This window comes from Mycobacterium sp. E2479 (assembly GCF_001667925.1).
Taxonomy (GTDB): domain Bacteria; phylum Actinomycetota; class Actinomycetes; order Mycobacteriales; family Mycobacteriaceae; genus Mycobacterium.
The window spans coordinates 1-24,081 of the sequence record NZ_LZJR01000076.1; the positions used below are offsets into that span (position 1 = coordinate 1).

Here is a 24,081-nt window from a genome sequence, read left to right on the forward strand (position 1 = left end):
AGCCACAAACGAACCCGAGCCCGGACCCGAGTAGATCCGCGCCGAATTGAACTCCGGCGGAAACGCCCCAAAATCCAACATCTTTGACTCCTTAACCCGTCGCGGCCGCGTTGGCCGCCTCAGTCACCGCGTACGACCCGGAGCTGGTGCTCAGGGCATTGACAAACATTTCGTGGATCGCCGCCGTCGAAGCGCTGACGGCCTGGTACATCGGCGCGTGTGCAGCGAACTGCGTTGCCGTCAGTGCCGACACTTCGTCCGTGGCGGCCGGCACCGCCCCCGTCGGGGCCAACGCGGCGCCTGCCGAAGCCGCCGGCTGCGTGGTCACAAAGGACATCTAGATCCCTTCCCTTCCGTGGGCCCGGCAACATCGCGGGAATAACTTGTCAATGGGCTGGCGTTCATGTGGCTCTCCGTTATCCGGCCGATGGTGGGCGGGTCAACACGCTGTAGCGGAATCCGTATTTGTTGACGTAGCCGGCGGCGGCGCCGCGCCGACCCATGCCCCCCACCGGCATCCCCCGCAGCAGGCCATTGGCCGGCGAACCGTGCGTCCCTGACGCGGCGGCTTGGACGGGCGCGGCTTCCAGGTCGGATACCGTGGCCGGGCTGACCGCCGAGGTCAGCGTCGCCCAGTGCTGCGGAACCGAGAGCATCCCCACCCGGGCGGCCTGCCCGGCTCCCGCGGAGACTGCGCCCACGTTGCCCACGCCGCCGAGGTTGCTCAGACCCAGGCTGGCAAACTGCGGAGTCGGGTACCATGCACCACCGGCACCCGCCGTGCTACCACCGGGACCGAAGGTCAACTGCTGGGCGATCGACGACGCAAACTGCGCCATACCGTTCGAGAAGTAACCCAGACCGGTCATGCGCTTGAAGATCGTGTCGTACAAGGTGGGGTTCAACCCCAGAAAGTTGTTGGTCGGGGTCGGCAGCCCGGATTGCGTGACGTTCTGCAGTGCGTTCGTCAGCCAGGTGAACGGTCCCGGATCCGACGCATTCGTCGCCGCCGCGGGTGCCTGTGCCGCTTGAGTTGTGCTGAGCGACAAGGCTTGTGGCGACGCTAGCTGTGAGGTCGCGTTGGCGGTGGTCTGTGCGGTGTTGCCCGCCGGTTCGGCGACCGCCTGAGTGACCGCGGCGGCCTGGTTGGAACCCGCTTCCGGATTCGTGGTGTTGGGCGGCGCTGTGACCGGAGGCAGCACCGACGCGGTCGCCGACGATGCGGCGTAAGCGGTCATCGCGGCGGCGTCTTGTGCCCACATCTGCATGTACTGCGCCTCGGTGGCCGCGATCGCCGGGGTGTTCTGCCCGAAGAAGTTCGTCGCGACCAGGTTCGCCAGCAGCACTCGATTGGCCGCGATCACCGGTGGCGGCACCGTCATCGCGAACGCCGCCTCAAAAGCCGCCGCGGCGGCCCGGCCCTGCCCGGCCGTCTCCTCGGCCTGGGTGGCCATCGCGTGCAGCCAGCTTACGTACGGGGTGATCGCCGAAACCATCGACATCGATGCCGGTCCCACCCATGGCCCGCTGGCGAGCTCGGTGACCACCGAGCTGTAGCCGCTGGCCGCGACCCCCAATTCGGCCGCAATCTCGTCCCAGGCGGCGGCTGCGGCCATCATTGGGCCCGACCCCGGGCCCGCGTACATGCGACCGGAATTGATTTCGGGCGGTAACGCCGCGAAGTCAAACACCGTGTCCTCCTCAGTCGGCCGGAAACGCGATCTCGGCTGTCACATAGGAATCAGTGGTGGCCATGGTCACGGCCTTGTAGACAGCGCCACCGGGGGCCGCTGCGCCCACGGGAGTCACCAGCGGAGCGTTTTCGCCCCGCAACCCCGTCAGCCGGGCCGGCGTACGCATGTTGACCAGTCGGCTGTGTCCGCAAACGTGGTCTGCCACCGCGCTTCTCGGACGTCTGCTCAGTACCGGCATGCACCTTCCGCCTCGGCTAATCTCCCACTATCAGCAACCGAGCGACAGCTCGCGTGTGCCCGAACTGCCGCCCGGCACTGAGATTAGTTCGTTACGAGGCAAACACCGACACCCAAAGCCGCCTGTTCTTCAATGGCCAGCCACTGTTCATCCCGGGTCGGCGGGAGTTCATAATCGACCACGAATTGTTTACTAAGCGTTTGCTTTCCGCCCGCTGCGTAGCGCCGACTTGTGCCGTCACTCCTCGTCGAGAATCAACGCCATTTCGGGACAGGACGCGACACCTTCGCGGGTCAATTGCTCGTCCTCGGGCCGGACCTCATGCTCCGTGAGGATCGAATAGCCCGACTCGTCGATGGGGAAGAGATCTGGGTCGACGGCATAGCACTGGGCGTGGCCCACACATTTCGACTGTTCCAGACGAACCCTCACGAGGCCTCCTCCCTAGGCGGCCCGGCACGGCCGCCGGCGGCTTCGCAATCAGACGGGCTGGCAGTTCACGGGTCGGTATCCAGACTAGTCGGTCAGTAAAGTGTCGAGCATGTTCGCCAATGGCTTGCCCGGACCGGATACGCCCCGGACTGGGCTGGGCGGGCGGACCGTCTTCGGTTGGCGCGCATGCAATATTGATGTGCCGTCCCGTGTTGATATCGCGGTCCAACAGGTATCCGGAGACCGAAGCGAATGAGCGAAGGCCAACAGGGCTCGTTCTACCTACCCCGGCTTGATTTCGCGACGCTACCGATGACCGTTGACCGGGGCCTCGGGTGGAAGACACTGCGCGATGCCGGACCGGTCGTATTCATGAACGGCCATTACTACATAACCCGGCGCGAAGATGTGCTGGCCGCACTGCGTAACACCAAGGTCTTCTCGTCGACGGTGCTGCAGCCTCCCGGCCACCCATTGCCGGTGCTGCCATTGGCTTTTGATCCGCCGCAACACACCCGCTACCGCCAAATCCTGCAGCCGTACTTCAGCCCGCACGCATTGAGCAAGTCGCGGCCGGTGCTGGTGCGCCACGCCGGTGACATGATCGCGGCGCTGGCCGTTCGCGGCGAGTGCGAAGTGATGGCGGACTTCGCCAACCTGTACCCGTTCCAGGTGTTTATGGACCTCTACGGTCTGCCACTAGAAGATCGTGATCGTCTCATCGACTGGAAAGACGCCGTCGTCAACGACAAGCCGTTCATAACCCGGGCCGACATCGAGAAGTCCGAGCAGCTGCTGGCGTATTTGGCCGAAGCCATCGCCCAGCGCCGGCAGAACCCGGGTTCGGACATGTTGTCGCAAGTGATGACCGGCAAGGGTGACTTCACCGACGTCGAACTGCTGGGCATGAGTCACCTGCTGATCCTGGCCGGCCTGGACACGGTGACCGCGGCCATCGGATTCTCGTTGTACGAATTGGCGCGCCGACCGCAGCTGCGCAAGCAGCTGCGCGACAACCCGAAGCAGATCCGGGTTTTCATCGAGGAGATCGTCCGACTCGAACCGTCGGCGCCGGTGGCGCCACGGATAACGACGGAATTCGTGGAGGTCGGCGGCATGACGCTGCCGCCGGGCACCTCGGTGCGGCTGTGCATGGCAGCGGTCAACCGCGACGACAGCGACCCAATGTCCACCAACGAACTCAACATGGACGGAAAAGTCCACCGGCACTGGGGGTTTGGCGGCGGGCCGCACCGCTGCCTGGGTTCTCATCTGGCGCGCATCGAACTGACGGTGGTCGTCGCGGAATGGCTGACCCAAATTCCGGATTTCGAACTGCCCGAGGACTACTCCCCCGCGATCAATTACCCATCAAAGAGTTTCGCGCTCAAGGAGTTGCCGCTGCGCTGGGCCGCGATCTCGCGGTAACCCGGTCAGCCCAGCGCAACGGCACTGCCTTACTTGCGTAATTCGGTCGCCGCAACCTGAACGAACACACCGGTGTCCTCGGCCATCAGCAGGCCTCGACCACGGGGCAGTGGTCCGCCCTTCATCTTGCCGCGGATGAATCCCTCGTCGGGATCGGCGTCCATCACCAGCAGCGGTGCGTTCGCCTGCGCCAGTGCCCGCAGCATCGGGTCGCTGCCGGCCGAAGACCAGCCACCGAACGTGCGTGTGACGATCACGTGCAGGCCGACATCGGCGGCCCGGGTCACCCAGGGCGCGGCCTTGTGCAGCGGCGAGTCGAATCCCGCCGGCAGCTGCTGGATGTCGTCGACGATCAAGAAGATCTCCGGTCCGCTCCACCAGTTCCGCGACAGCAACTCCGCGGCGGACAAACCGGGCGGCGGCTCGCGCCCGGCCAGGACCGCGGCCAGTTCGCCCATCATCGCCTGCACACCATCGAGGTTGTAGGCGAACTTCTCCACGTAGTCGGAGCCAAGCGTGGTCAGGAGCTGACGACGCGGGTCCACAAGCCACACCTGGGCCGAAGGCTGCCCCGCCGGCGGTGGCGGCGCGCTGGTCGCCCCCGGCGCGTACAACCGCCCGATCTCGGACATGATCGTGGCCAGTGTCGTGGTACGCCCACATTCGCGACGGCCGGTCACCATCAGATGCGCGTTCTCGGCGAAATTGAGATAGACCGGTGAGAGATCCAATTCGGAGATGGCCCAAGCGATTCCGCCCGCGCCGACGCCCTGGCGGGTGTCGCGTGCCGCCAGCTCACGCAACTGCTCCACGCCGAACCGCGCCGGCAGCCGGCGTACCGGCGGCGCCTGACCGCTCGTGAGACGGCTGACGGCGTCGATGATGCTGTCGGATTCGAACACATGGTCAGGCGTGTTGGCCAGCGCGGGCCGAGCCACCAAGGTGTGCAGACCGGCCTGCGGGTCGGAGTCGAGTCGAACGTAGTTGACCGCGACCATGCCGCGGCCCGGCTTGACCGGAACGTCCTTGGCGAACCGGGAACGCACCAGTTTGGCGTCTTCCACGGCCGCGAGTCGCAGCTCGACCCGGGAGCCGAAACCGCTGCGCACCGGTGGCCGCAGCTCCGATTCCCGGTCGGCGGTGACCACCACGTGGACCCCGAATGAGGGACCCTGATTGATGATCAGGTTGACCTGCTCGATCAGCACCTCGTTCTCTTCGGCCAGCGCCCGGTAGTTGTCCACCACCAGGTAGACGTCGCCGAATCCATCGTTGGGGACGGAGCCCTGCTCGCCGCCGAACTTGCGGCGCCGGAAGACCTCCATCGAGGCGATTCCGTACTCGAGGAAGGTGCGCTTGCGGTCGCGGACCAGCGCCAGCAGCTCGGCCACGGTTCGGCGGACACCGTACGGGTCGGTCGGACCGGCCACCTCACCCACGTGCGGCAGCCGGGCGACCGTGGTCAGCGCGGTGCTGCTGTAGGCCAGGCAGTAGAACTGGACCTGCTCGGGAGTGTGGGTCAGGGCCGCCGAACAGATCAGGGTTTGCAGCGCGGTGGTTTTGCCGGATCCACCGGCACCAAGAATCAGCACGTTGGCACCGGGCCCCGACGTGTCGACCGTCCACGGCGGCTGGTCGTGCTTGAAGGGACGGTCGATGATCCCGATCGGGAAGACGAGATCCCGGGCGGTGCCATAGTCCTGCTGCCAGGGGTGGCCGAGGAACCGGTTCACCAGTTCGTCAATGGCGACGGGCTGGTTCAGCGGCGGCTGCCAAAGCCGGTAGGGCTCGAACTCGATCTTGCGCAGCTGATCGATGATGACCGTACCGACCTTGGGCGTCCGGATCCCTTCGGAGTCGTCGTCGACCCCCTCGACCCCGAGCATCTCGCCGTCGGCGGGGACGGCGGGAGGGGGGACGACGTCTGGTCCCCCGACGCTGACTTCCAGCGGGGTGAATGACGTGGTGAACAATTGCGGGCGGATGTAGTCGATGCTGTGCACCAGCGCCGGCGCCTCGTCTCCGTCGTCGGTGAGGCCGCGCGGAAAGTAGTCCCGCCACAGGAATTCGGCCTGGAACCGGGTGATGTCCTCCAGGCTGCGGCGGAAGTAGCCCAGACCGGCTTGAGCGGGCAGGTTCACCGCGTTCGGCACACCGGCCGCCTGCGCCGCACCCGCGGTACGCGCCTTGAGCACCAACCGATAACCCATGTTCTCCATGAGCTTTTCGGCACGGCTTTCGATGGTCTGCGACGCCATCATCAGGTGGATCCAGTACGCACGGCCCTGACGTCCGATCGAGTCGAGGACATCTACCGCGGTAGGCATGATGCGGAACCATTCATAGAACTCGTCGATCACGACCACGAGCATCGGCAGCGGTGCCATGTCCTGGCCTCGCGCCCGCATCCGGCTGCGAACCGAGTTGTATTCCTTGGCGTCGTCGACACCGGCGCTGTCGCAGATTGCCTTGCGACGGGCGATCTCGCCCCACAGCGCGTCCAGGAAGCGCTCCATCAACGCCTGGTCTTCTTCCAGGTCGGTGATGATCCGGGAGACATGTGGCACCCCGGCGAACGGCTTTACCGCCGATCCACCCTTGAGGTCGGCCAGCACGAACTGCAGCTCTTCGGGCGGGTGGCTGAGCATCAGCGATTCGATCACCGTCCGCACCAGGGTCGACTTACCCGAGCCCGTCGTACCCGACATCACGCCGTGCGGACCGTCACCGCCTTCGTCCAGCGACTTCATGTCCAAGAACAGCAGCTCGCCGTTGTCGGAGCGAACACCGAACGGCGCCCGCAACCGCGACCTGCCCATCGAGTCGTTGCGGCTACCCCACAGCGTCTCGAAGTCGATGTGGCCCGGATCGTCAATTCCGTAGTAGGACATGATGTCCCGCGCGCCGATGTGCGCCACCCGCTGGCCGATCTCCTCGTATGCCTCGGCAAGCCGCCAGCGCGCCATCTTCTGCGCGAATTCTTCGGCCTCGCCGGTGCCGATGTGGTCGGTGAGGGCGAAGAACCAGGGCTTCTCGTCGATGACCATCCAGGTGTCACGGTCGCGGGGCAGCGCCTCGATGACACCTTTCTCGTCGAACCGCAGCGTGCGCTCCGGGACCGCGGTCCACATCGCCGAGCCGGTGAGGTCGAAGAACGTCACCCCGTCGACGCCTTCGCCGCTGATCACGTATTCCCATTGCGGATCAACGACATCGGCGATGATCACGGTGTGCGGGGTGGGGGTCTGGGTCGACGAACTGGCGTGCCGGGGCGTGAAAGAGCCACGGCCGGCGAACAATTCGGCTTGCTCGGCGGCGAACTCGCGCACCGAGCTGTAGACCATCCGCGCGTTGCCCGCGGCGTCCTGGCGGCGCGGGTCACCGAAGTGCGGCAGCCACTTCACCCAGTCCCACTCGTCCAGGTTCGAACTGACCACGATCATGCGCATGTGGTCGGGCCCATGCGAGAACGCCAGCTGGCAGATGATGGCCCGCATCAGTCCCACCGCCTGCTCGCGATCTCCGGCCAGCGAGTACCAGGGCTCGACCAGCACCGAGATCATCTTCGGCAGGTTGTAGACGACGCTTTGATAGCGACCGAATTCCTGAAGTGCCTTGCCGGTCACCGGCTCGAGCTCGATGTCGGTCGGCATGTTCTGGGGCTCGCCCCAGGTCACCTCGGGACGCGTCATGCCGACGCCGACGCGGACCACGCCGAAGTTCAAATCCTTGCCGTCGGGCTTGCGTTCCCACATCCGCGACGATCCGACCGCGGCAGCCAGGGTGGTGGGCGCCGGGTGGAACCACCGGTAGTTGGCGTCCATGCTGTCGGCCGACTCGTGGGCGGTTTCCCGCAGCATGTCCAGCATCAGCATGAACTGGGCGCGCATCGAGTCCAGCTTGGGCCGGCTCATCTGCTGCTGGCCGCCGAACCGGCCGCCGAACATCATCATCGCGACGCCACCGATCATGAAGATCGGGAAAATGGCACCCGCGCCCCCGAACACATGCGAGCCGCTGGCGAACGTCATGCCGACCATGCCGATCAGCAGACCGACCACCAGGACGCCGACCACGACCAGCCACCAGGGCTTGCCTTCCGGCGGCGGGATGCTCAGCGGCGTCGGAAGGACGATGTTCTCCGGCTTGATTACCGGAGGCTTCTCCGGCGTCGGCCGTGCAAATCCACGTTTCACTTCGGTACCGCCAACTCTCCTGGGGACATATCCATCGGTAGCGTGTCGTGCTGCACCAGCGCATCCGCTCGCGACAACGTCGGTCCTTGCGGGAGCAGCCGCAGCGCCACCCACGGCGCCAACCCCGGTTTTGTCTTCAGGCCCAACGCTTCTCGTGCCTCGCGGGTGTCGTCGACGCCGAAGCGGGCACCCGCATCGGTGACCCACCACAGCGATTCGGTTGTCTTGGCGCCGGGGTCGTTGCCGGTGACGGCCACGAAGTTCGCATAATCGGGTCCGAAGAAGACCTGGTCCGCTTCGCGCCCCGTGGTGTCCGCCTTGACCAGCGACACCACCTTGCTGACGTCCTTCGAGGCCACCGGAATGGTCGCGCCGGAGATCACCTGGACGCGGGCGCGGTTTTCACCGGAGGTCTTCTGCCACCACCAGCAGGTCGCCGGGTTCTCGCGGATGTCCATCACATTCAGGGGCGCGTCCGGGTACGACGACAGATCCAGCTTATTGACCACCGGCATCTTCGCCAGTGCGGATGGTTCGACGGTAACCGGCTTGGTGTTGCCCGGTCCGGCGTTCTGCAGGATCTGGGCCACCAGCGGCGGCAGCGTCTGCACACCGTCGGCCAACACCAAGGAATACTGTTGCGGCCCACTGATTTGCGGGGTGACGATCACCGTGCCGATCGGGCCGGGCGCATTCGGGAACGACGCCCCGGCGCCGGCATTCTGGATCTGCGGCACCGTCAGTTCCGGACCCACCGGCAACGCGTCGTACAGGGCGCGGCTCATCGGCTTCGCCATGCTGACCTGCTCCGGGGTGAGGCCGAGCGGCAGCAGCACCGATCGGTTCGACCCGTCGATGCGCGAGCGGCGTCCGTCCCGGATCACCCAGGCGTCTCCGCCGTAGTTCAGCACCACCGCGTCCGACCCGGTCAGCACCCGCCGGTGGTTGCTCAGATCGGGGTTGCCGTCGATCACCGTCACCGTCACACCCGACGGTGCCCCGGCGCCGGTCGAGTTCGCCACGGTGTCGCACACCAGCCACGACGACGCGGCCGGGCTGGTCGGGTGGAAGCTCGACGGTGCGCCCGGGATGCCCACCATCGGACCGCGCGGCAGGGCGGCGATCTGGTTGGACTTGACCAGGTGCGGGTTATCGGGACGACCGGTGATGAGGCGGGCCGACGCCAAGTTCAGGGCCGGGTACAACTTCTCGCCGACGCGGACGTAGAGCGCGCCCGAGTCGCGGTCGGCGATGATCGGCGACTCGTTGATCTGGCCGGCCGGGCTGATGAAGGAATAGAGCAGCGCGCCCAGGCAGATCACCAGCGCGGCCGAGATCGATGCCACCACGGCCAGGTTCTGGCGCCGGCCGGGCTCGACCTCCATGCGGACGCGCCACCGGGTCAGCGCCATCGCGGTTCGCCGGGCAAGGAACTGGTAGCCGGTTACCTGGGTCCGCGTCGACAACCCGAGGCCGTACCCCGACCCGCGCTGCCCGCGACTCTCTTCCGCCACTTAATTCACTCCGGTCTGCCGATGTGTCTGGATATCGTCCTGATGAACTGATCCAGCGCGAATTACATGACAACGTTAAGGCACCTGCACGTACCTCGCCACGCGGCGCGAAAGCCGTTCGCTCCTACATCTGTTTATGCACCGAATCCGGCCGCCGCACACCATGCCGGGCCCGCCACGAGGGCGGCGGCGATCTGCGCCACTGAGCTGGCAGTTTCTTTCCCCCCGGGTGAGCGCACCGGATCCTTTTCGCCTCCTCGGAAGCATCGTAGTGGCCGCACGGCCTTTCGTCCTGTCGAGCGCAACGAGCCGTTGGCGAAGAGCAGACAGAAATGAATCCCAGGCCACCGCCCAGCAAAGATTGCGCCAACGCTCGCCGGGTCCGAATCGCCGGCCCACGAATCCTGGCAGCAAGATGGCGGTATGACTGAACTCGCGCCGTCGCTGATCGAGCTCGCCCGCAGATACGGCATCGCGACGGACTACGAGGACTGGACAGGCCGGCGGGTGCGGGTTTCCGATGCCACGTTGAAGGCCGTGTTGAGTTCGCTCGGCGTCGCGGCCGACACCGAGCAGGAGCGTAACGTCGCGCTGACCGCGAAGTTGCGGTCGCACTGGGCACGCCGGCTGCCGGCTACCATCGTCGGGCGTACCGGCGAGCCGATCCGGTTCTGGGCGCACGTCACCCACGGCGATCCCGCCGAGGTGTGGTTGCAGCTCGAAGACGGCACCGTGCGCACCGGCGTCGAACAGGTCGACAACTTCACCCCGCCCTTCGACTTGGACGGCCGCTGGGTCGGCGAGGCCAGCTTCCTGCTGCCCTCCGGCCTGCCGCTGGGCTATCACCGGGTACACCTGCGCTCCGGCGACGCCGAGGCCAGCACCGCGCTGATCGTGACGCCGGACTGGCTCGGGCTACCGGAGCGGCTCGGCGCCCGGCGCGCGTGGGGCCTGGCCGCCCAGCTTTACAGCGTGCGGTCACGACAGTCCTGGGGTGTCGGCGATCTGACCGACCTGACCGACCTGGCGGTGTGGTCGGCAGCGCGCCACGGTGCTGACTATCTTTTGGTCAATCCCTTGCACGCGGCGGCCCCGACCAAGCCGATGGAGCCTTCGCCGTACCTGCCGACATCGCGGCGCTTCGTCAACCCGCTTTATCTTCGCGTCGAGGCGATTCCCGAATTCGCTGACCTGGGCAAGCGCAGCCGGGTCCGCCGGCTGCGCTCCGAGGTTCAGCAGCTCGCGGGTCGTGTCGATGCCATCGACCGCGACAGCTCATGGGTGGCGAAGCGGGCGGCACTCAAGCTGCTGCACCAAGAACCGCGGTCGGCGGGACGGGAGCTGTCCTACGCCGCGTTCCGCGACCGGGAGGGCCGCGCGCTGGACGACTTCGCCACCTGGTGCGCGCTGGCCGAAAAGTATGGCACCGACTGGCATTGTTGGCCCGAGGCCCTACAGCACCCGGATGCGTCCGGGGTCGCGGACTTCGTCAAAAAGCATTCGGACACAGTCGATTTCCACCGTTGGCTGCAATGGCAACTCGACGAGCAACTTGCTGCGGCGCAGTCGCAGGCGATCCGGGCCGGTATGTCGTTGGGCATCATGCATGACCTGGCCGTCGGGGTGCATCCCAATGGCGCCGACGCCTGGGCGCTGCAGGACGTGATGGCGCTGGGCGTGACCGCGGGCGCGCCGCCGGACGAGTTCAATCAACTCGGCCAGGACTGGTCCCAGCCGCCGTGGCGCCCAGATCGGTTGGACGAGCACGAGTATCGGCCCTTTCGTGCGCTCATCCGTGCGGTGCTGCGGCATGCCGGTGGGGTGCGCATCGACCACATCATCGGGTTGTTCCGGCTCTGGTGGATCCCGCGAGGCAATCCACCCACCGAAGGCACTTACGTTCGGTACGACCACGAGGCCATGATCGGCATCGTCGCGCTGGAAGCGCACCGGGCCGGCGCGGTCATCGTCGGCGAGGATCTCGGCACGGTCGAGCCGTGGGTGCGTGACTATTTGTTGTTGCGGGGGTTGCTGGGCACCTCGATCCTCTGGTTCGAGTTGGACCGCGACGGTAACGGCGGCCCACTGCCGGCCGAGCGCTGGCGCGAATACTGCCTATCCTCGGTCACCACCCACGATCTGCCTCCCACCGCCGGCTATCTGGCGGGTGACCATGTGCGGCTACGCGATTCGCTGGATCTACTGACCCGTCCCGTTGAAGAGGAGCTCGAGTCCGACCGCACCGAGCTGGCGGCGTGGATGGCCGAGCTGCGCCGCGTCGGATTGCTCGAGGACGGCGACGAAGAACCCGAGCGGGTCGTGGTGGCCCTCTACCGCTACCTGGGCAGGACGCCGTCACGGTTGCTGGGCGTGGCGCTGACCGACGCCGTCGGTGACCGCCGAACCCAGAATCAGCCCGGCACCACCGACGAATACCCGAACTGGCGGGTGCCGCTGACCGGCCCCGACGGACGCGCGGTGCTGCTCGAGGACGTGTTCACCGATCGCCGCACCGCCACACTCGCCGAAGCCGTGCGTGGCGCGATCGCGCCCGTCGCCGCCGAAAGCGCGGCCCGCTAGTCGTCCCGGCTCGGGCCTTGTTAGCTTCGAAAACCATGAAGGTCTCAGTCGTGGCCCCGGTCGGCGACGGTGTCACCGCGGACCCCGACTGGATGGTGGCCTTCGCCCGTCACCTCGAAGCTTGCGGGTTCGAATCGATCGTCGCTGTCGAGCACACCGTGTTGCTCACCCGCTACGACAGTGTGTACCCCTACGACAATTCGGGACGCGTCGGCTTGGCGCCGGACTGCCCGATCCCGGATCCGCTTGACCTGCTTGCATTTCTGGCCGGACACACGACCCGTCTGGGGCTGGCCACCGGCGTGCTGGTCCTGCCCAACCACCACCCCGTGGTGCTGGCCAAGCGGGCCGCCACCGTCGACGCCCTGTCGGGCGGCAGACTTCGCTTGTGTGTGGGTGTGGGCTGGCTGAAGGAGGAGCTGGCCGCCTGCGATGTGGACTTCGAGAGCCGGGGTCGCCGAGCGGACGAGCAGCTGGCCGTGATGCGGGAATTGTGGGCGCAGAGACCTGAGGGGGCGTCCTTCACAGGCGAATTCTTCAAATTTGAGAACGTCATGTGCTACCCGAAACCGGCGGAGCGCCTTCAGATTCACATCGGCGGGCACAGCCGAGCCGCCGCACGCCGTGCAGGACGCCTTGGCGACGGCTTCCAGCCACTGGGGGTGAGCGGGCCCCGGCTCGCGTCGCTGATCGCACTCATGCGCGACGAGGCATCTTCGGCGGACCGGGATCCGACGGCGCTCGAGGTGTCACTGGGCCACTCGGTCACCAAGATCGATGCCGAGCGCGCGGCAACCCTTCTCGATCAGGGCGCCGACCGACTGGTGCTGGCCATGCCGCCAACCACCGATATCGAGCACGCGAAGGACCTGTTGTCGGCGTGTGCGCAACGGCTGTCCTTGACCTCATGACGCTTTCGCCCGAACAACGGGTCGCGCTGGGCGATCTGGTGCACCGGTACGCCGCCTACGTCGATGACCATGAATTCACCGCTGTCGCAGGGCTTTTCACTGCCGAGGCCGAGCTGGTGGTGCCGGCCCCGCCGGCCGATCTGCGGCCAACCCAGTCCCATCGCGGTCGGCAGTCCATCACCGCCGCGGTCGCCACCGTCGCCGCGGTCACCCGCACCGAGCACGCGATCATCGGCGAGGTGTACGACGCGGCCGCGCGTCCGGGTACCGCCCACGGGCGGATCGCGGCCATCGCGCACCACTGGAACGAGCGCGACGGCGAGTTGGTGGACGTGGCCTGGCACCTGCGCTACGACGACGAATATCTGTTGACCGACGCGGGCTGGCGGATCAGCCGCCGGGTGTTGACGGTCAACGCGATCGAGACCCGCCCGGTGCGTCGCCTGTTGCCTCGCGACACCACTTAGCCGCGACTGCCAGGAGTTTGTGACAAAATCCACAGCGATCGGCAAGGAACCGAGTTTGCGGCGGCATTCGGGCGATCTGGAGGCAGTTGCGGCCATGGCCATCCGCGCTTCGCCAAGTCCTGCCCGCTGGCAACTGTTGCCGGCGAACACTCGGCCAAATCGGGGTGCGCCACGGCCCTTTTTTCCAACCTTGTTTGGATTTATTCAGGTGTTTTCGTGTATTTTCGAGCCCGTGACGCAGGCCGAAAGCAAGCAGGTTGATCCGGAGGGGAATGGCTCAGTCTCGACGTTGGCGGTCGGCACGCCGCTGACGTCCGACCCGGACTACCGCAGCGAGATACACACCGCCGAAGACACCATCGACGTGGAGCATTACGGCGGCGGCTTCGATCTCACCAGGCGGGCTACCGCCCCGAAGCTGCGCGTGGGCCGGGACCGCTGGTTCAACCTGCTGTGGTTGATCCCCATCGGCTTTGCCGTGCTGATCGCCGGCATCGCGGTAGGCAAAGGCCTGCACAACGTGCCGGCGGTGCAGTCGTTCATCCACCGCTATCCCGGGTCGGACAGTGCCGGCATCCCCCCCGGCCTGCCGGCGTGGATCGGCTGGACGCACTTCTTCAACCTGTTCATGATGATGTTCATCATCAGGACGGGGATCCAGATTCTCTGCGACCATCCCCGGCTTTACTTCAGCCGCAACGCCACCCCCGGCAAGGACGAGTGGCTGCGGGTGGGACCGCCGGTCCCGGATGACGAACTGTGGACCGCCAACGCCGACACCGTCGCCCTGCCCCCGCAGCTGGGGTTGCCCGGCTTCCGGCACTCCATCGGGTTGGCCCGGTGGTGGCATCTGGGTGTCGACGTGTTGTGGCTGGTCAATGGGGCAGTCTTCTACGTGCTGTTGTTCGCCACCGGTCAATGGCGCCACATCGTGCCGATGAGCTGGGATGTCTTTCCCAACGCGGCGTCGGTGGCCATTCAGTACCTGTCGCTGGACTGGCCAACCGACAATGGCTGGGTCGCGTACAACGGCCTGCAGCTGTTGTCCTACTTCACCACCGTCTTCATCGCCGCCCCGGCCGCGCTGATCACCGGCCTCGGCATGTCGCCGGCGCTCTCACAGCGCGTGCACTGGCTGAGCAAACGCCTGAGCATTCAGCACGCGCGTTCCCTGCATTTCGTGGTGCTGGTGTACTTCCTCTTCTTCATCCTGGTGCACGTGACGATGGTTCTGACGACCGAGGCCCTGCGGAATCTCAACCACATGTTCGCCGCCCGCGACGACAACAGCTGGATCGGTTTCGGGATCTTCGCCGCGGCCATGGTGCTGACCGCGATCGCATGGGTTTGGGCCACCCCGTTCACCATCAAGCACCCCCGAGTCGTCCAGCGGGTCGGCTACGCCCTCGTGGGGCCGTTCCAGCGAGTGCTCGAGCGGCTCGACCCCAAGCCCGGCGCCTTCACCGAAAAGGACATCTCGCCGCACCACTGGCGCAATGGCCGCCTGCCCGAGACCGTCGAATACAAGGAACTCGAGCGTGACGACTTCAAGGACTGGCGGCTGAAGGTCTACGGGCTGGTCGAGCATCCGATGGAGTTCTCGCTCGAGGACTTGATGGCGCTGCCCTACCACGAGCAGATCAGTCAGCACTTCTGCATCCAGGCGTGGTCCGGCGTCGCCAAATGGGGTGGCGTACAGATGAAAACGATCATGGACATCGTCAAACCGCTGCCCGAGGCGAAATGGGCGGTCTTCTATTCGATGGGTTTGGGGGCGACGGGGGGCATCTACTACAACGCCCATCACATCGGCCAGATGGACCACCACATGACGATGCTGGCCTACAACATGAACGACCGGCAGCTCCCCTACATGCACGGCAGGCCGCTGCGGCTGCGCAACGAATTGCAGCACGGCTTCAAATTGGTGAAGTGGATCAAAGGCATCGAATTCGTCGCCGACTACCACGACATCGGCAGCGGTTATGGCGGCTACAGCGAAGACCACAAGTACTTCGGGCGCCACCAAACACTCTGAGCCGCGGCCGCACGCCACCTCCGCCAAGTCGTTTGTCCGAAAGGCGATTTGGGTAGCTCTGACACATCGGTGAAACGTATGTGACAGCGGAGGAGAGGCCCATGAGGCACAGTCCTCACGATCGGACCGCTGAACGGTCAAGGCATCAATCGGCAGCGGCAGCGCGAAAGCCCGGGCTCCTCGTGGTCGCGGTCGCCGCGCTCGCGTTCGCGGTCTGCGTGACCAATTTCGCCCTTGGCGAGGCCGGCGCGGGTGTTGTTTCCGCCATCATTTCCATGCTCGCGTTCGGGGCCGGCCTGTCCTGGCTTGCGATGGACGGCAGGCGAATCCGCGATGCCGAGCGGGGTTGGGTGCTTCGTCGACCGGTTCGATGACGCGGCAGGAACTATCGCAGGGCCGCGAGGTTGTTGACGGACTTCTGCACATCGGAGCGCAGCACCCTGGCGACCAATCCCCCGACCGGTCCACTGAGTAACCCGCCACCGAGATCGGCGGTGAGGTGAAACGTCGATCCGGGATGATCGTCGGTCACCGTCATGGCCACGGTGAGGCGAATACCGCCGCGTCCGCGTCCCTGCAGCTCAATCGCTTTGGGCTCATCGTATTTGGTGACCTTCCAGTGGATGACGTTGCGGAAGCCCTTGACCTTGACGCACGACGAGACACAGGTTCCCTTCTCGATCGTGTCGGGCACCGGCCCCCGCCATCCGGCGAAAATGGTCATCCACTCGCCGAACCGATCCAGGTCGGACGCCAACTTCCATGCGGCTTCCGGTTCCACCTGCGACGACACCGAGACATCCACGCGAGCCAAAATCTTCCTCCTGGCGATCAGAAACGCCGCCACCGGGCGCACCGGCGACACGCACAACCTTGGCTGGGTACCCCGACACCGTCGCGCGTATTCCTGGACGGGTCCACTCAGGGCCAGGCCTGCTCCAGCTGGTGGGAGACATCGATGATCTGCGCTGCCTGGGACGCAGGCGCGTCGATCTCGGCGGCGACATAGTGCGCGATGAATCTCCGGATCTCGCCGTCGACACCGGCCAGGATCCGCAGCACCTCGCCGCGAATGGACTTGGACGAGACATTGACGGTGATATCGGAAGGCCGCGGTTTGGCGACGTCGACGATCAGCAACAGCGGTTCGGCCGCGCGCGCGGTCGCGCGCAATTGAATGTCCCCGGAGACCACAAAACGCTGCTTGTCGAGCCACAGGTCGACCAGCAGGTCGATCGAGAGCGGGATGTGGATGACGAAGGTGATGCTGTCGCCCAGCCGACGCGTGACCCGGGGCTCCTGGATCTTGACGTTGGCACTGACTTTGGCGATTCGGCCGGGCCCCTGCGCAATCGGCTCCATGGCGAACTCGCTTCCGGCGATGTCGGCAAACGCGGCGGCTACCCGCTCCGGAGTGACCGCTATCTCGAAGAACCTGCGGCCAAACTCTTCGTAGGTGACATAATCGTGATTCGTCATAGGCTTATACCGTCTCATGTCGCCTGCCGGAACGGTCGCTGATCTGCCCGCGTCGCACGAATCCCGCGGCAGATCCCGTCTCCTCGGAGCAGCAAACCCGATCGATGCCCGGCGGGCGATCTGCGGCGATGCGGGGGCGGTGTGAAGCGCATCACAGGAGAGGCGCTTCGATTCGATGTGCCGGGCGGTCGCCTGCAAGGCTTGACGGTGGAGGTGTTTTCAGCTCATGCCCGAGGAAGTAACTGAACAAAGCGCGGGCCTGGCGGGGGTGCTCATCTGGCTCGGTGGCGGACATCGGCGCGAGCTGAGTGAGCGGCACGAACGGTCAACCCACGCCGTCGCCGGCGCGGTCGCGTTGTTGGGGGCGGTGCTGGCCTGGCTGATCGCGACCCTGGCGATCGGCGGGTCGGTTCGCTGGCCGCTGCCGGCCATCGTGCCGCTCACCCTCGTCTTCGGCCTGCTCGTCGGCGCCGTCACCCGCGGCACCATCCCGGGACCCGAACGGGGCCGCTCCGGTGTGGCGGGACGCGCCGCGGTGGCGGCGACGGTGGGCGTCGTCGTCGGTGAACTCGCGGCAATGGTCATTCTTTCCAGCTCGATCGACCATCGTCTCGACCAACGAGCGTTGCGCAACGCCGAATCGGTCCCCGCTGTCGCGCAGGCATCCGCGTCCCTGCAGCAATCCAGGACTGCCCGCTCCGAGCTCGACGGCGCGGTCGCGCAGGCCCGTGACCGCCAGGACAAGGCCCTGGTCGTCGCCCGCTGCGAGTACCACCCCACGCCTGGTTGCCCACAAACCCAAATCACCGGTGATCCCGGGGCCGGGCCGGAAACACGCACGGCCAACCAGCTTCTCGCCGATGCGCAGCACGAATTGGACACCGCGCTGGCGATGCGGGACAGCCGCGCGCCAGCCCTGGACGCCGCGATTTCGCGAGAGGAGCTAGCGCTGCGCGACGCGCGGGACGGTGTCGTGGCGGATGCGGGCCGCGGCCTGGGTGCACGCTGGGTCGCGTTGAACGACCTCACTTCCGCCGATGCCGGGGCAATGACCCTGCGGCTGGTGACGCTCGCGCTGTGCGTGCTGCTCTACCTGACGCCCCTGATCCTAAGTTTGTGGCGCGGTGAGACAACCCACGATCGCCGGGCCACTTCCCGCGCCGAGCGCGAACGCGCCGAACTCGACGCGGACACCGCCATCGCGCTCAAGCGCGCCGAGGTGCGCCGCGAGGCCGAAATCCTCTGGGCCGAGCACCAATTGACGCAGGCGCGACTCGCCGTCGAGGCGCAGATCGAGATCGACCGCGAGCGACAACGCCGCCGGGTTTCCGACGCTTTGGACGCTGCGGCGCACGCGCGGTCGCACCGAGCCCTCGAGCCGGACGACGATGACGTGTATCTGCCGATCGCCGCCGAAGCCGAGGCGGCCAGCCGGGCGATCACCCAACTGCCCGCCCCGGACGCGGCCGCAGGACCCGCCGTCGCCCAGAACCCCGATGTTCCGGAGAACCTGCCCGCTCCCCTGTCGCCGGCCGGCAAAGTCGAACCTCACGAGGAACAGAATGCCCCGTTGATCCCGTCGATCCCGGACGCCACCAAGGCGGCGGCCCGCTGGATTCGGCCGCTGGTACCGCCGTTCGTGGCGAAGGTGATCGACACGACCACTTCGCCACTGCGCAGCGCCCGCCAGGTGTTCGAAGGCATCCTCGAAGAAAGCGAAGAGATCACGTTCACGCTCAAGCGCACCCGCAAGGTGGCGGTCAACTCCGAGGCCTCGGACACCCAGCTGTCTGGGCAACCCCCGCACGCCGAAACCGATTCGCCACCAAGCGAGTTCGTCACCTCGTCGCGTCAAGAGCCCGGCCGTCGAGCACGCCGACAGGTGACGGGTCGCCATACCCAGTCGTCCTTGCCGCGCTGGTCCGGGGACGATGGGGGCCGGTTGTCGGTGGAATCCGCGGACGGCGGCCCTCGGCATGCGCTGACGAAGCGCGACGGGCCGCCCGAACTGGATGCGCCCGACGGCCCGCCTCAGCTGCCGCCGCCGAAATAGCTGCCGCCGTTCGAAATCGAACCGGGTCGATGGTGTTGTAGTTGGTGGCGGCCGGGTTTACCCCTCGAAAGCTCGGCCGCCCCAACGCCTTGGCGCACCCTCAGCAGGTCAGAGCGCGGGAGTTGAACAGTGACCCCCACTCGTCGCGGGCCGCAGACTGCGCGTCGACGAAGCTGGGGGTCTTCTCGCCGTCGCCCGCCAGGTGGACCAGTGCCCACGCCATGGCGAATACCGGTACTTTGTGCCGTATCGCGGCGCTGTGCAATTCGTCGAAAGCGGCGTCGGAAGGACACCGGCGAAGGCCGATGAGAATGCCCCGCGCGGTGTCGAGAATGCGACCGGAATTCGGGCCGCATGAAGTTTGGGCGGGGACCCAGTCCGTCGTCATGCTAAGTGATACCTCCTGCTGCGCCCTCGCGAAACCGCTACCCGAACAGCGGCAGGAATCCGTGCGCTTCGTCGCCGCCGCAATCCCAAAAAGGCGCCCTGTGCAATGATTTGCGGATCCTTTGAGTTATGCCAGTCTGTCACTGACATTGATACGCGGCTGTGACCGTTTCGGGATCTGCTGCTCATCAACGACTCCCGCAGCCCGACTGGCCCGTGTTGGACCTCGCAGCTGCCGAATTACCTTGCCAAAGCAAGTATTTCGTCGAAGCCACCGACCACGGCGTCATGGAAAACGTCGTAGTCGGGAATCGCAGCGGTGTCGATGTTCAAACCGACCCCACAAGTATCGACGTAGGTGAGCAGTGTGACATTGACTGCCGCACCGATGGTGGGGCCGAACGCGTATTGCGCGCATACCGCGGCACCGCCGAGGAACACCGGCACGGGGACGCCCGGCACATCGCTGGCCACGAAATCCACGTGGCGCAGCACCGAGCCGATGTACCACCGCGGAGCCAGGTTGAGTACCCCCGCGATCAATTGCGTGTATGGCAGCGATCTTTCCTTGCGTACCGCTGCGGTGCGCTGGCGTATCGCCTTGATCCGCTTGTCCGGATCGGGCTCGCCGACGGGAATGTCGAAGCGCATCAGCGTGATCCGGTTCCCGCCGATGTGGTCGTCTTTGGTCCGCAGACTGATCGGCATCGTGATGTGCAAGTCACCCACCGCCACGCCGTGTTTCTCGTGGTAGATGCGTAGGCCGCCCGCGACCCCGGCGACGAAGGCGTCGTTCAGCGCCCCACCGCAACGGTGCGCCGCTTCCCGAAGCGGCCGCTTCGGGATCTGGTGCACCCCGAGGCGACGGATCAGGCCGCGATCCGTCGTCAAGCATGACCCGGGTCGGTTTATCGGCCGGACGGTCCGGTAGACCGATGCCGCGGTGGTGGCCGCGGACCTGATGGTTGCGACGGGACGCCGAACGCCGTCGTACATGACCCGCGGCACCCGGGTGGCCATGCCCGTCAGGGCGGTGTTGAGCAAGCCGGTGTCGTAGCGCACGGCATCGCGGTAGCCGCTCAGCGGCGAGGACGCCGTGGCCTGTGGCTCGGGGGGCATGGGTTCAAGGGGGTAAATATGCTCCGAGAGATCGAACAGGTGCATTGCGATCTGGATTCCGCCGACCCCGTCGGTGAGCGCGTGATGAAATTTGCAGATCACGGCCGCTCCACCGTTTTCCAGACCGTCGATGAACGTGGTTTCCCATAACGCGCGTGCCCGATCGAAATCCTGCATCTCGGCCACTCGCGCCACTTCCAGCACGTCGTCGAGAGTTCCGGCGCCGGAAATGGTTTCCTTCCGCAGGTGGTAATCCAGCTCGAAATCCCGGTAATGCTCCCACCGCGGCGGAGCCGGCGGAGGTGACTGCACCACCCGCTGCCTGAACATGGGCAGTTTGCGGCTGATCAGGTCGAACCGCTTACGCACTTCGTCCCAGTCCGGAGTTCGGTCCAGGAGTACGACGCTGACCACGGTCGACCGCAGCCGAGGGTCACTCTCCATCGCCCAGGTGAACGCGTCGCTCGCGCGCATGAATGCAGCCATATCAGTGCTCCTTGCACTGAAGGTACGACAGCGCGCGCTCTAGGTCACCCGGTTACCGGCAGGTGATGACTTTGGTCCTCACAGATTGCGCCTTTCGTCGACTCCCGGCTCCCCGTTTTCGGGGGTCGCCCTACAGAATCGCTTCGCTCTCCTTCGCCTTGGCGATGTCGTCCCAGTCGATGTCGAGTTCCAGCAGGATCTCTTCGGTGTGCTGCCCATGCTCCGGGGCGCGTGCCGGCGCCGGTGGCGTCTCGTTGAATTGTACTGGTGCGGCAACGATCCGGTATTTCTCGCCGTGGTCGTCTACGTTGGTGACCACATATCCGTTGGGTTCGACTTGCGGGTCGTTGAGGGTTTCCCGCGGCGTCGCCAGTGCACCCCACACGCCCGGCTCGTCCTTGAGCACCGCCTGCCAATGTGCGAGGCCGTGGCGCGCGAAAGTATTCGCCAGCAGCTCGGTCGCCACTGTCGCATTGGCGATCAAGTTGCCCGATGGGACGAATCGTTCATCGTCGGCGAGTTCCGCCAGGCCGATGCGCCGGCAGAAGCCCGCCCAGAATTTGTCGGGCTGTAGGAACACCAGCTGGATCCATCTGCCATCTTTCGTCTTGTACCGGTTGACGAGCGGATTGATGGCCAGGCCGGGCGGTGCGCCCGGGATCCCCTCGATATCAAAGAAATCGGCGGCTGAAATCGACGGCGCTATCGACCACATCGCCTGCGCCAGCAGCGAAGAGTCGACAATGGCCGGTTCGCCGGTGCGTTCCCGGTGAAACAACGCGGCGCAAACCCCGCCGGCCAGCGTTGCCCCGCCCTGTAAGTCACCGAAGCCGGGCCCCTGGACCGCGGGCGTCTCACTGCCGAATGGCGTCAAGGTGTAGGCGACCCCACCGCGCGCAAGATACGTCGCGGCGTCGAATCCGCCGCGATCGCGATCGGGGCCCCGGACGCCCAGGCCGGTGCCGCGCGCGATGATGATCTTCGGATTGAACGAGCGGATCTCCTCGACGGTCAGTCGGGCCCGGTCGAGTGCGCCCGGTAGCCAATTGGTCAAGAACACATCCGCACTGGCCAACAGCCGCCCGAACAGCTCGCGACCCGTTTCCGACTTGATGTCGATGGCGATGCTGCGCTTGCCGCGGTTGCCCAGCTCGAGAATGAAGTCGGCATCCGGCCGGGCCGCTTGCCGGGTGAAGCCCCCGACCACCAACGCGCGGCCCGGATCGCCCGCGCTGACGCCCTCCACCTTGATGACGTCGGCACCCCAGTCCGACAGGGCGGCACCGGCAGAGGGCACATAGGTCCACGACGCCAATTCGACAACCCGCACACCGTTAAGCACTCCGCCGTGCACTCCGGACATCGCCATCTCCCTCGCCGCGCCCATTCCTTGCTATTTTAGATATTCTAGCTAGTCTTGGGCGTAGTGATAGCCCATCTGCAGGTCAGCGCAGGTTTCGTGGAAGAGATGCGATGGAGCCGACCGAAGGTCTCGTTTGCCCACCCGCCGCGATGGCCGCATGCAGCAATCCGGCGCGGAAGGCTCAGAACCGATTTATTTCCGCTGCAACATCGGGCTGCCGCAGCGAATGCCGTTGGGCCCCAATGGTCGTGATGTAGGCACACGGACGAAGGACGGGCGATGGGCAGGGTAACGGGCAAGGTGGCCGTGATCAGCGGCGCCGCGCGCGGTCAGGGCCGCTCGCACGCGCGAATGCTGGCCGCCGAGGGTGCGGACATCATCGCCGTAGACCTCTGCACGGACATCGACACCAATGAGTATCCGCTGGCCCGCGCCGAGGACTTGGACGAAACGGCGCGGCTGGTGGAAAAGGAGGGGCAGCGCGCGCACACCGCGATCGCCGATGTTCGCGACCGCGTCGCACTGTCCGCGGCCATCGACGAGGGCGTCGCCGAATTCGGCCACCTCGACGTCGTGATTGCCAACGCCGGCATCTGCCCACTCACCGCGGGCCTGCCACCGAAGGCTTTCGCCGACGCGGTGGACGTTGACCTCATCGGCGTGCTCAACCTGGTCCATGCCAGCCTCAAACACCTGGAGGCCGGCGCGTCGATCGTCGTGATCGGTTCCAACGCCGCCTTCATGTCGTCGATGAACACCACCGGCATCGACGGCGGCCCCGGCGGAGCGGGCTACGCCTTCGCGAAACTGGCTGCCGCGCACTACGTCAACGACTTTGCCCTGGCACTAGCCCCGTTCTCCATCCGGATGAACGCGGTGCATCCGACGAACGTCAACACCGACATGTTGCACAGCGCGCCGATGTACCGGGCCTTCCGGCCCGACCTGAAGGAGCCGACCCGCGAGGACGCCGAACCCATCTTCCCGTTCGTCCAGGCGATGCCTATCCCCTACGTCGAGCCCGAGGACATCAGCGAGGCGGTGCTGTTCCTCGCATCCGACGCCGCGCGATATATCACCGGTCAGCAACTCCGGGTCGACGGCGGCGGTTTTCTCAAGGTCAAGCCATGGTCGGGCGCGTGACGGCAGCGACACCAATCGGGTTGCACCACAACGGGACTACGCGATGACTGCCGACCGCTTGATGCAACGGCGCCTGTACGAACTCATGGTGCTGATGAAGGCAGCCGACGACCGGCTGTCCAAGGGCATCGGCACCGGCGAGTTCATGTGCGTGTACTGGCCGTCATGCGGTCAGGAGGCGATCGCGGCCGCGATGGGCGTCGCGCTGCGGCCCGAAGATCAGCTCGTGACCACCTACCGTGGACTGCACGACCTCATCGGCAACGGAGTGCCGCTCGAAGAGATCTACGGCGAGATGATGGGCCGAACGGTCGGTGCAAGCCGAGGCAAGGGCGGCACCATGCACATCGCCAAACGCGAGGCCGTCGTGATGCTTTCGACCGGCATCGTCGGCGCCGGTGAGCACGTCGAGGCGGGGACGCCGATTTATGTGATCGCGACGGAGAAGGCGGAACAGGAAATCGAAGCGCGAGCGTCCGGCACCGTCAGCTGGACGGGCCAGGTCGGGACCACCTACGTCATCGGAGCCGAAATCGGCGTCATCACGTCATAA

20 protein-coding genes are annotated in these 24,081 nt (G+C 66.0%); 9 read left to right on the forward strand and 11 right to left on the reverse strand.

The features are described from left to right. Positions 1–91: 91 nt before the first annotated feature. From A5686_RS26545 to A5686_RS10005, 4 genes are all read right to left on the reverse strand, one after another. The gene (locus A5686_RS26545; RefSeq protein WP_082947572.1) at positions 92–337 is read right to left on the reverse strand and encodes a PE family protein; all 246 of its coding nucleotides are present in this window, start codon (positions 335–337) and stop codon (positions 92–94) included. 79 nt (positions 338–416) lie between these two features. Continuing rightward, the gene (locus tag A5686_RS10000) at positions 417–1,691 is read right to left on the reverse strand and encodes a PPE family protein (protein ID WP_067933656.1); all 1,275 of its coding nucleotides are present in this window, start codon (positions 1,689–1,691) and stop codon (positions 417–419) included. 10 nt (positions 1,692–1,701) lie between these two features. Next, positions 1,702–1,899: a hypothetical protein gene (locus tag A5686_RS27160; RefSeq protein ID WP_156750026.1), complete on the reverse strand. Its 198-nt coding sequence runs from the start codon at positions 1,897–1,899 to the stop codon at positions 1,702–1,704. A gap of 270 nt (positions 1,900–2,169) precedes the next feature. After that, positions 2,170–2,364: a ferredoxin gene (locus A5686_RS10005; protein ID WP_067933658.1), complete on the reverse strand. Its 195-nt coding sequence runs from the start codon at positions 2,362–2,364 to the stop codon at positions 2,170–2,172. A 252-nt stretch (positions 2,365–2,616) separates the two neighbouring features. Here A5686_RS10005 and A5686_RS10010 point away from each other — a divergent pair, with 252 nt between their 5' ends. Then, positions 2,617–3,792: a cytochrome P450 gene (locus A5686_RS10010; protein WP_067933660.1), complete on the forward strand. Its 1,176-nt coding sequence runs from the start codon at positions 2,617–2,619 to the stop codon at positions 3,790–3,792. A 29-nt stretch (positions 3,793–3,821) separates the two neighbouring features. Here the strand turns inward: A5686_RS10010 and eccCa are convergent, their stop codons facing one another. Then, entirely contained in the window at positions 3,822–7,988 is a 4,167-nt protein-coding gene (gene eccCa, locus A5686_RS10015) for a type VII secretion protein EccCa (RefSeq protein WP_067933662.1), read from the reverse strand. Continuing rightward, positions 7,985–9,502 carry a type VII secretion protein EccB gene (gene eccB / locus A5686_RS10020; RefSeq protein WP_067933664.1) on the reverse strand — a complete coding sequence of 506 codons (1,518 nt, stop codon included), beginning with the start codon at positions 9,500–9,502 and terminating at the stop codon, positions 7,985–7,987. The genes eccCa and eccB overlap by 4 nt, the downstream gene beginning before the upstream one ends. A 423-nt stretch (positions 9,503–9,925) precedes the next feature. Here eccB and malQ point away from each other — a divergent pair, with 423 nt between their 5' ends. From malQ to A5686_RS10045, 5 genes are all read left to right on the forward strand, one after another. Further along, positions 9,926–12,082 (forward strand): 4-alpha-glucanotransferase, encoded by a 2,157-nt coding sequence (gene malQ, locus A5686_RS10025; RefSeq protein ID WP_067933666.1) that lies wholly within the window; start codon positions 9,926–9,928, stop codon positions 12,080–12,082. Positions 12,083–12,117: 35 nt separating this feature from the next. After that, positions 12,118–12,993, forward strand: coding sequence for an LLM class F420-dependent oxidoreductase (locus A5686_RS10030; RefSeq protein ID WP_067933667.1), 876 nt, complete (start codon positions 12,118–12,120; stop codon positions 12,991–12,993). Then, positions 12,990–13,460 (forward strand): nuclear transport factor 2 family protein, encoded by a 471-nt coding sequence (locus A5686_RS10035; protein ID WP_067933670.1) that lies wholly within the window; start codon positions 12,990–12,992, stop codon positions 13,458–13,460. Before A5686_RS10030 ends, A5686_RS10035 begins: the two co-directional genes overlap by 4 nt. 208 nt (positions 13,461–13,668) lie before the next feature. Next, positions 13,669–15,498, forward strand: a complete 1,830-nt coding sequence (locus tag A5686_RS10040; RefSeq protein WP_369829693.1) for a molybdopterin-dependent oxidoreductase — start codon at positions 13,669–13,671, stop codon at positions 15,496–15,498. Positions 15,499–15,599: 101 nt separating this feature from the next. Further along, positions 15,600–15,872 (forward strand): hypothetical protein, encoded by a 273-nt coding sequence (locus tag A5686_RS10045; protein ID WP_067933671.1) that lies wholly within the window; start codon positions 15,600–15,602, stop codon positions 15,870–15,872. A gap of 11 nt (positions 15,873–15,883) precedes the next feature. On the opposite strand, the gene A5686_RS10050 is transcribed toward A5686_RS10045, so the two are convergent. Together A5686_RS10050 and A5686_RS10055 are read right to left on the reverse strand one after the other, a co-directional pair. Beyond that, the gene (locus A5686_RS10050) at positions 15,884–16,312 is read right to left on the reverse strand and encodes an SRPBCC family protein (protein WP_082947580.1); all 429 of its coding nucleotides are present in this window, start codon (positions 16,310–16,312) and stop codon (positions 15,884–15,886) included. Between the two features lie 107 nt (positions 16,313–16,419). Then, the gene (locus A5686_RS10055; protein WP_067933675.1) at positions 16,420–16,977 is read right to left on the reverse strand and encodes a hypothetical protein; all 558 of its coding nucleotides are present in this window, start codon (positions 16,975–16,977) and stop codon (positions 16,420–16,422) included. Positions 16,978–17,203: 226 nt separating this feature from the next. Here A5686_RS10055 and A5686_RS10060 point away from each other — a divergent pair, with 226 nt between their 5' ends. Continuing rightward, positions 17,204–19,030, forward strand: coding sequence for a DUF4407 domain-containing protein (locus A5686_RS10060; protein ID WP_067933677.1), 1,827 nt, complete (start codon positions 17,204–17,206; stop codon positions 19,028–19,030). Positions 19,031–19,130: 100 nt separating this feature from the next. Here A5686_RS10060 and A5686_RS10065 read toward each other — a convergent pair whose 3' ends face one another. The 3 genes from A5686_RS10065 to A5686_RS10075 form a co-directional block, all read right to left on the reverse strand. Continuing rightward, the gene (locus tag A5686_RS10065; RefSeq protein WP_067933679.1) at positions 19,131–19,418 is read right to left on the reverse strand and encodes an ANTAR domain-containing protein; all 288 of its coding nucleotides are present in this window, start codon (positions 19,416–19,418) and stop codon (positions 19,131–19,133) included. Between the two features lie 239 nt (positions 19,419–19,657). Beyond that, the gene (locus A5686_RS10070) at positions 19,658–21,022 is read right to left on the reverse strand and encodes a wax ester/triacylglycerol synthase domain-containing protein (RefSeq protein WP_067933682.1); all 1,365 of its coding nucleotides are present in this window, start codon (positions 21,020–21,022) and stop codon (positions 19,658–19,660) included. 130 nt (positions 21,023–21,152) lie between these two features. Beyond that, the gene (locus A5686_RS10075; protein WP_067933839.1) at positions 21,153–22,391 is read right to left on the reverse strand and encodes a CaiB/BaiF CoA-transferase family protein; all 1,239 of its coding nucleotides are present in this window, start codon (positions 22,389–22,391) and stop codon (positions 21,153–21,155) included. 273 nt (positions 22,392–22,664) lie between these two features. Between A5686_RS10075 and A5686_RS10080 the strand changes: the two genes are divergently transcribed. Both A5686_RS10080 and A5686_RS10085 read left to right on the forward strand, forming a co-directional pair. Continuing rightward, positions 22,665–23,528 carry a mycofactocin-coupled SDR family oxidoreductase gene (locus A5686_RS10080; protein ID WP_067933684.1) on the forward strand — a complete coding sequence of 288 codons (864 nt, stop codon included), beginning with the start codon at positions 22,665–22,667 and terminating at the stop codon, positions 23,526–23,528. A gap of 94 nt (positions 23,529–23,622) precedes the next feature. After that, positions 23,623–24,081, forward strand: a complete 459-nt coding sequence (locus tag A5686_RS10085) for a thiamine pyrophosphate-dependent enzyme (RefSeq protein ID WP_369829695.1) — start codon at positions 23,623–23,625, stop codon at positions 24,079–24,081.

Coding starts and splice junctions, on each gene's coding strand:
- A5686_RS26545 (WP_082947572.1), bottom strand. CDS start 337: ATGTCCTTTGTGACCACGCAGCCGGCGGCTTCGGCAGGCGCCGCGTTG.
- A5686_RS10010 (WP_067933660.1), top strand. CDS start 2,617: ATGAGCGAAGGCCAACAGGGCTCGTTCTACCTACCCCGGCTTGATTTC.
- malQ (WP_067933666.1), top strand. CDS start 9,926: ATGACTGAACTCGCGCCGTCGCTGATCGAGCTCGCCCGCAGATACGGC.
- A5686_RS10030 (WP_067933667.1), top strand. CDS start 12,118: ATGAAGGTCTCAGTCGTGGCCCCGGTCGGCGACGGTGTCACCGCGGAC.
- A5686_RS10035 (WP_067933670.1), top strand. CDS start 12,990: ATGACGCTTTCGCCCGAACAACGGGTCGCGCTGGGCGATCTGGTGCAC.
- A5686_RS10045 (WP_067933671.1), top strand. CDS start 15,600: ATGAGGCACAGTCCTCACGATCGGACCGCTGAACGGTCAAGGCATCAA.
- A5686_RS10055 (WP_067933675.1), bottom strand. CDS start 16,977: ATGACGAATCACGATTATGTCACCTACGAAGAGTTTGGCCGCAGGTTC.
- A5686_RS10060 (WP_067933677.1), top strand. CDS start 17,204: ATGCCCGAGGAAGTAACTGAACAAAGCGCGGGCCTGGCGGGGGTGCTC.
- A5686_RS10065 (WP_067933679.1), bottom strand. CDS start 19,418: ATGACGACGGACTGGGTCCCCGCCCAAACTTCATGCGGCCCGAATTCC.
- A5686_RS10070 (WP_067933682.1), bottom strand. CDS start 21,022: ATGGCTGCATTCATGCGCGCGAGCGACGCGTTCACCTGGGCGATGGAG.
- A5686_RS10075 (WP_067933839.1), bottom strand. CDS start 22,391: ATGGCGATGTCCGGAGTGCACGGCGGAGTGCTTAACGGTGTGCGGGTT.
- A5686_RS10080 (WP_067933684.1), top strand. CDS start 22,665: ATGGGCAGGGTAACGGGCAAGGTGGCCGTGATCAGCGGCGCCGCGCGC.
- A5686_RS10085 (WP_369829695.1), top strand. CDS start 23,623: ATGAAGGCAGCCGACGACCGGCTGTCCAAGGGCATCGGCACCGGCGAG.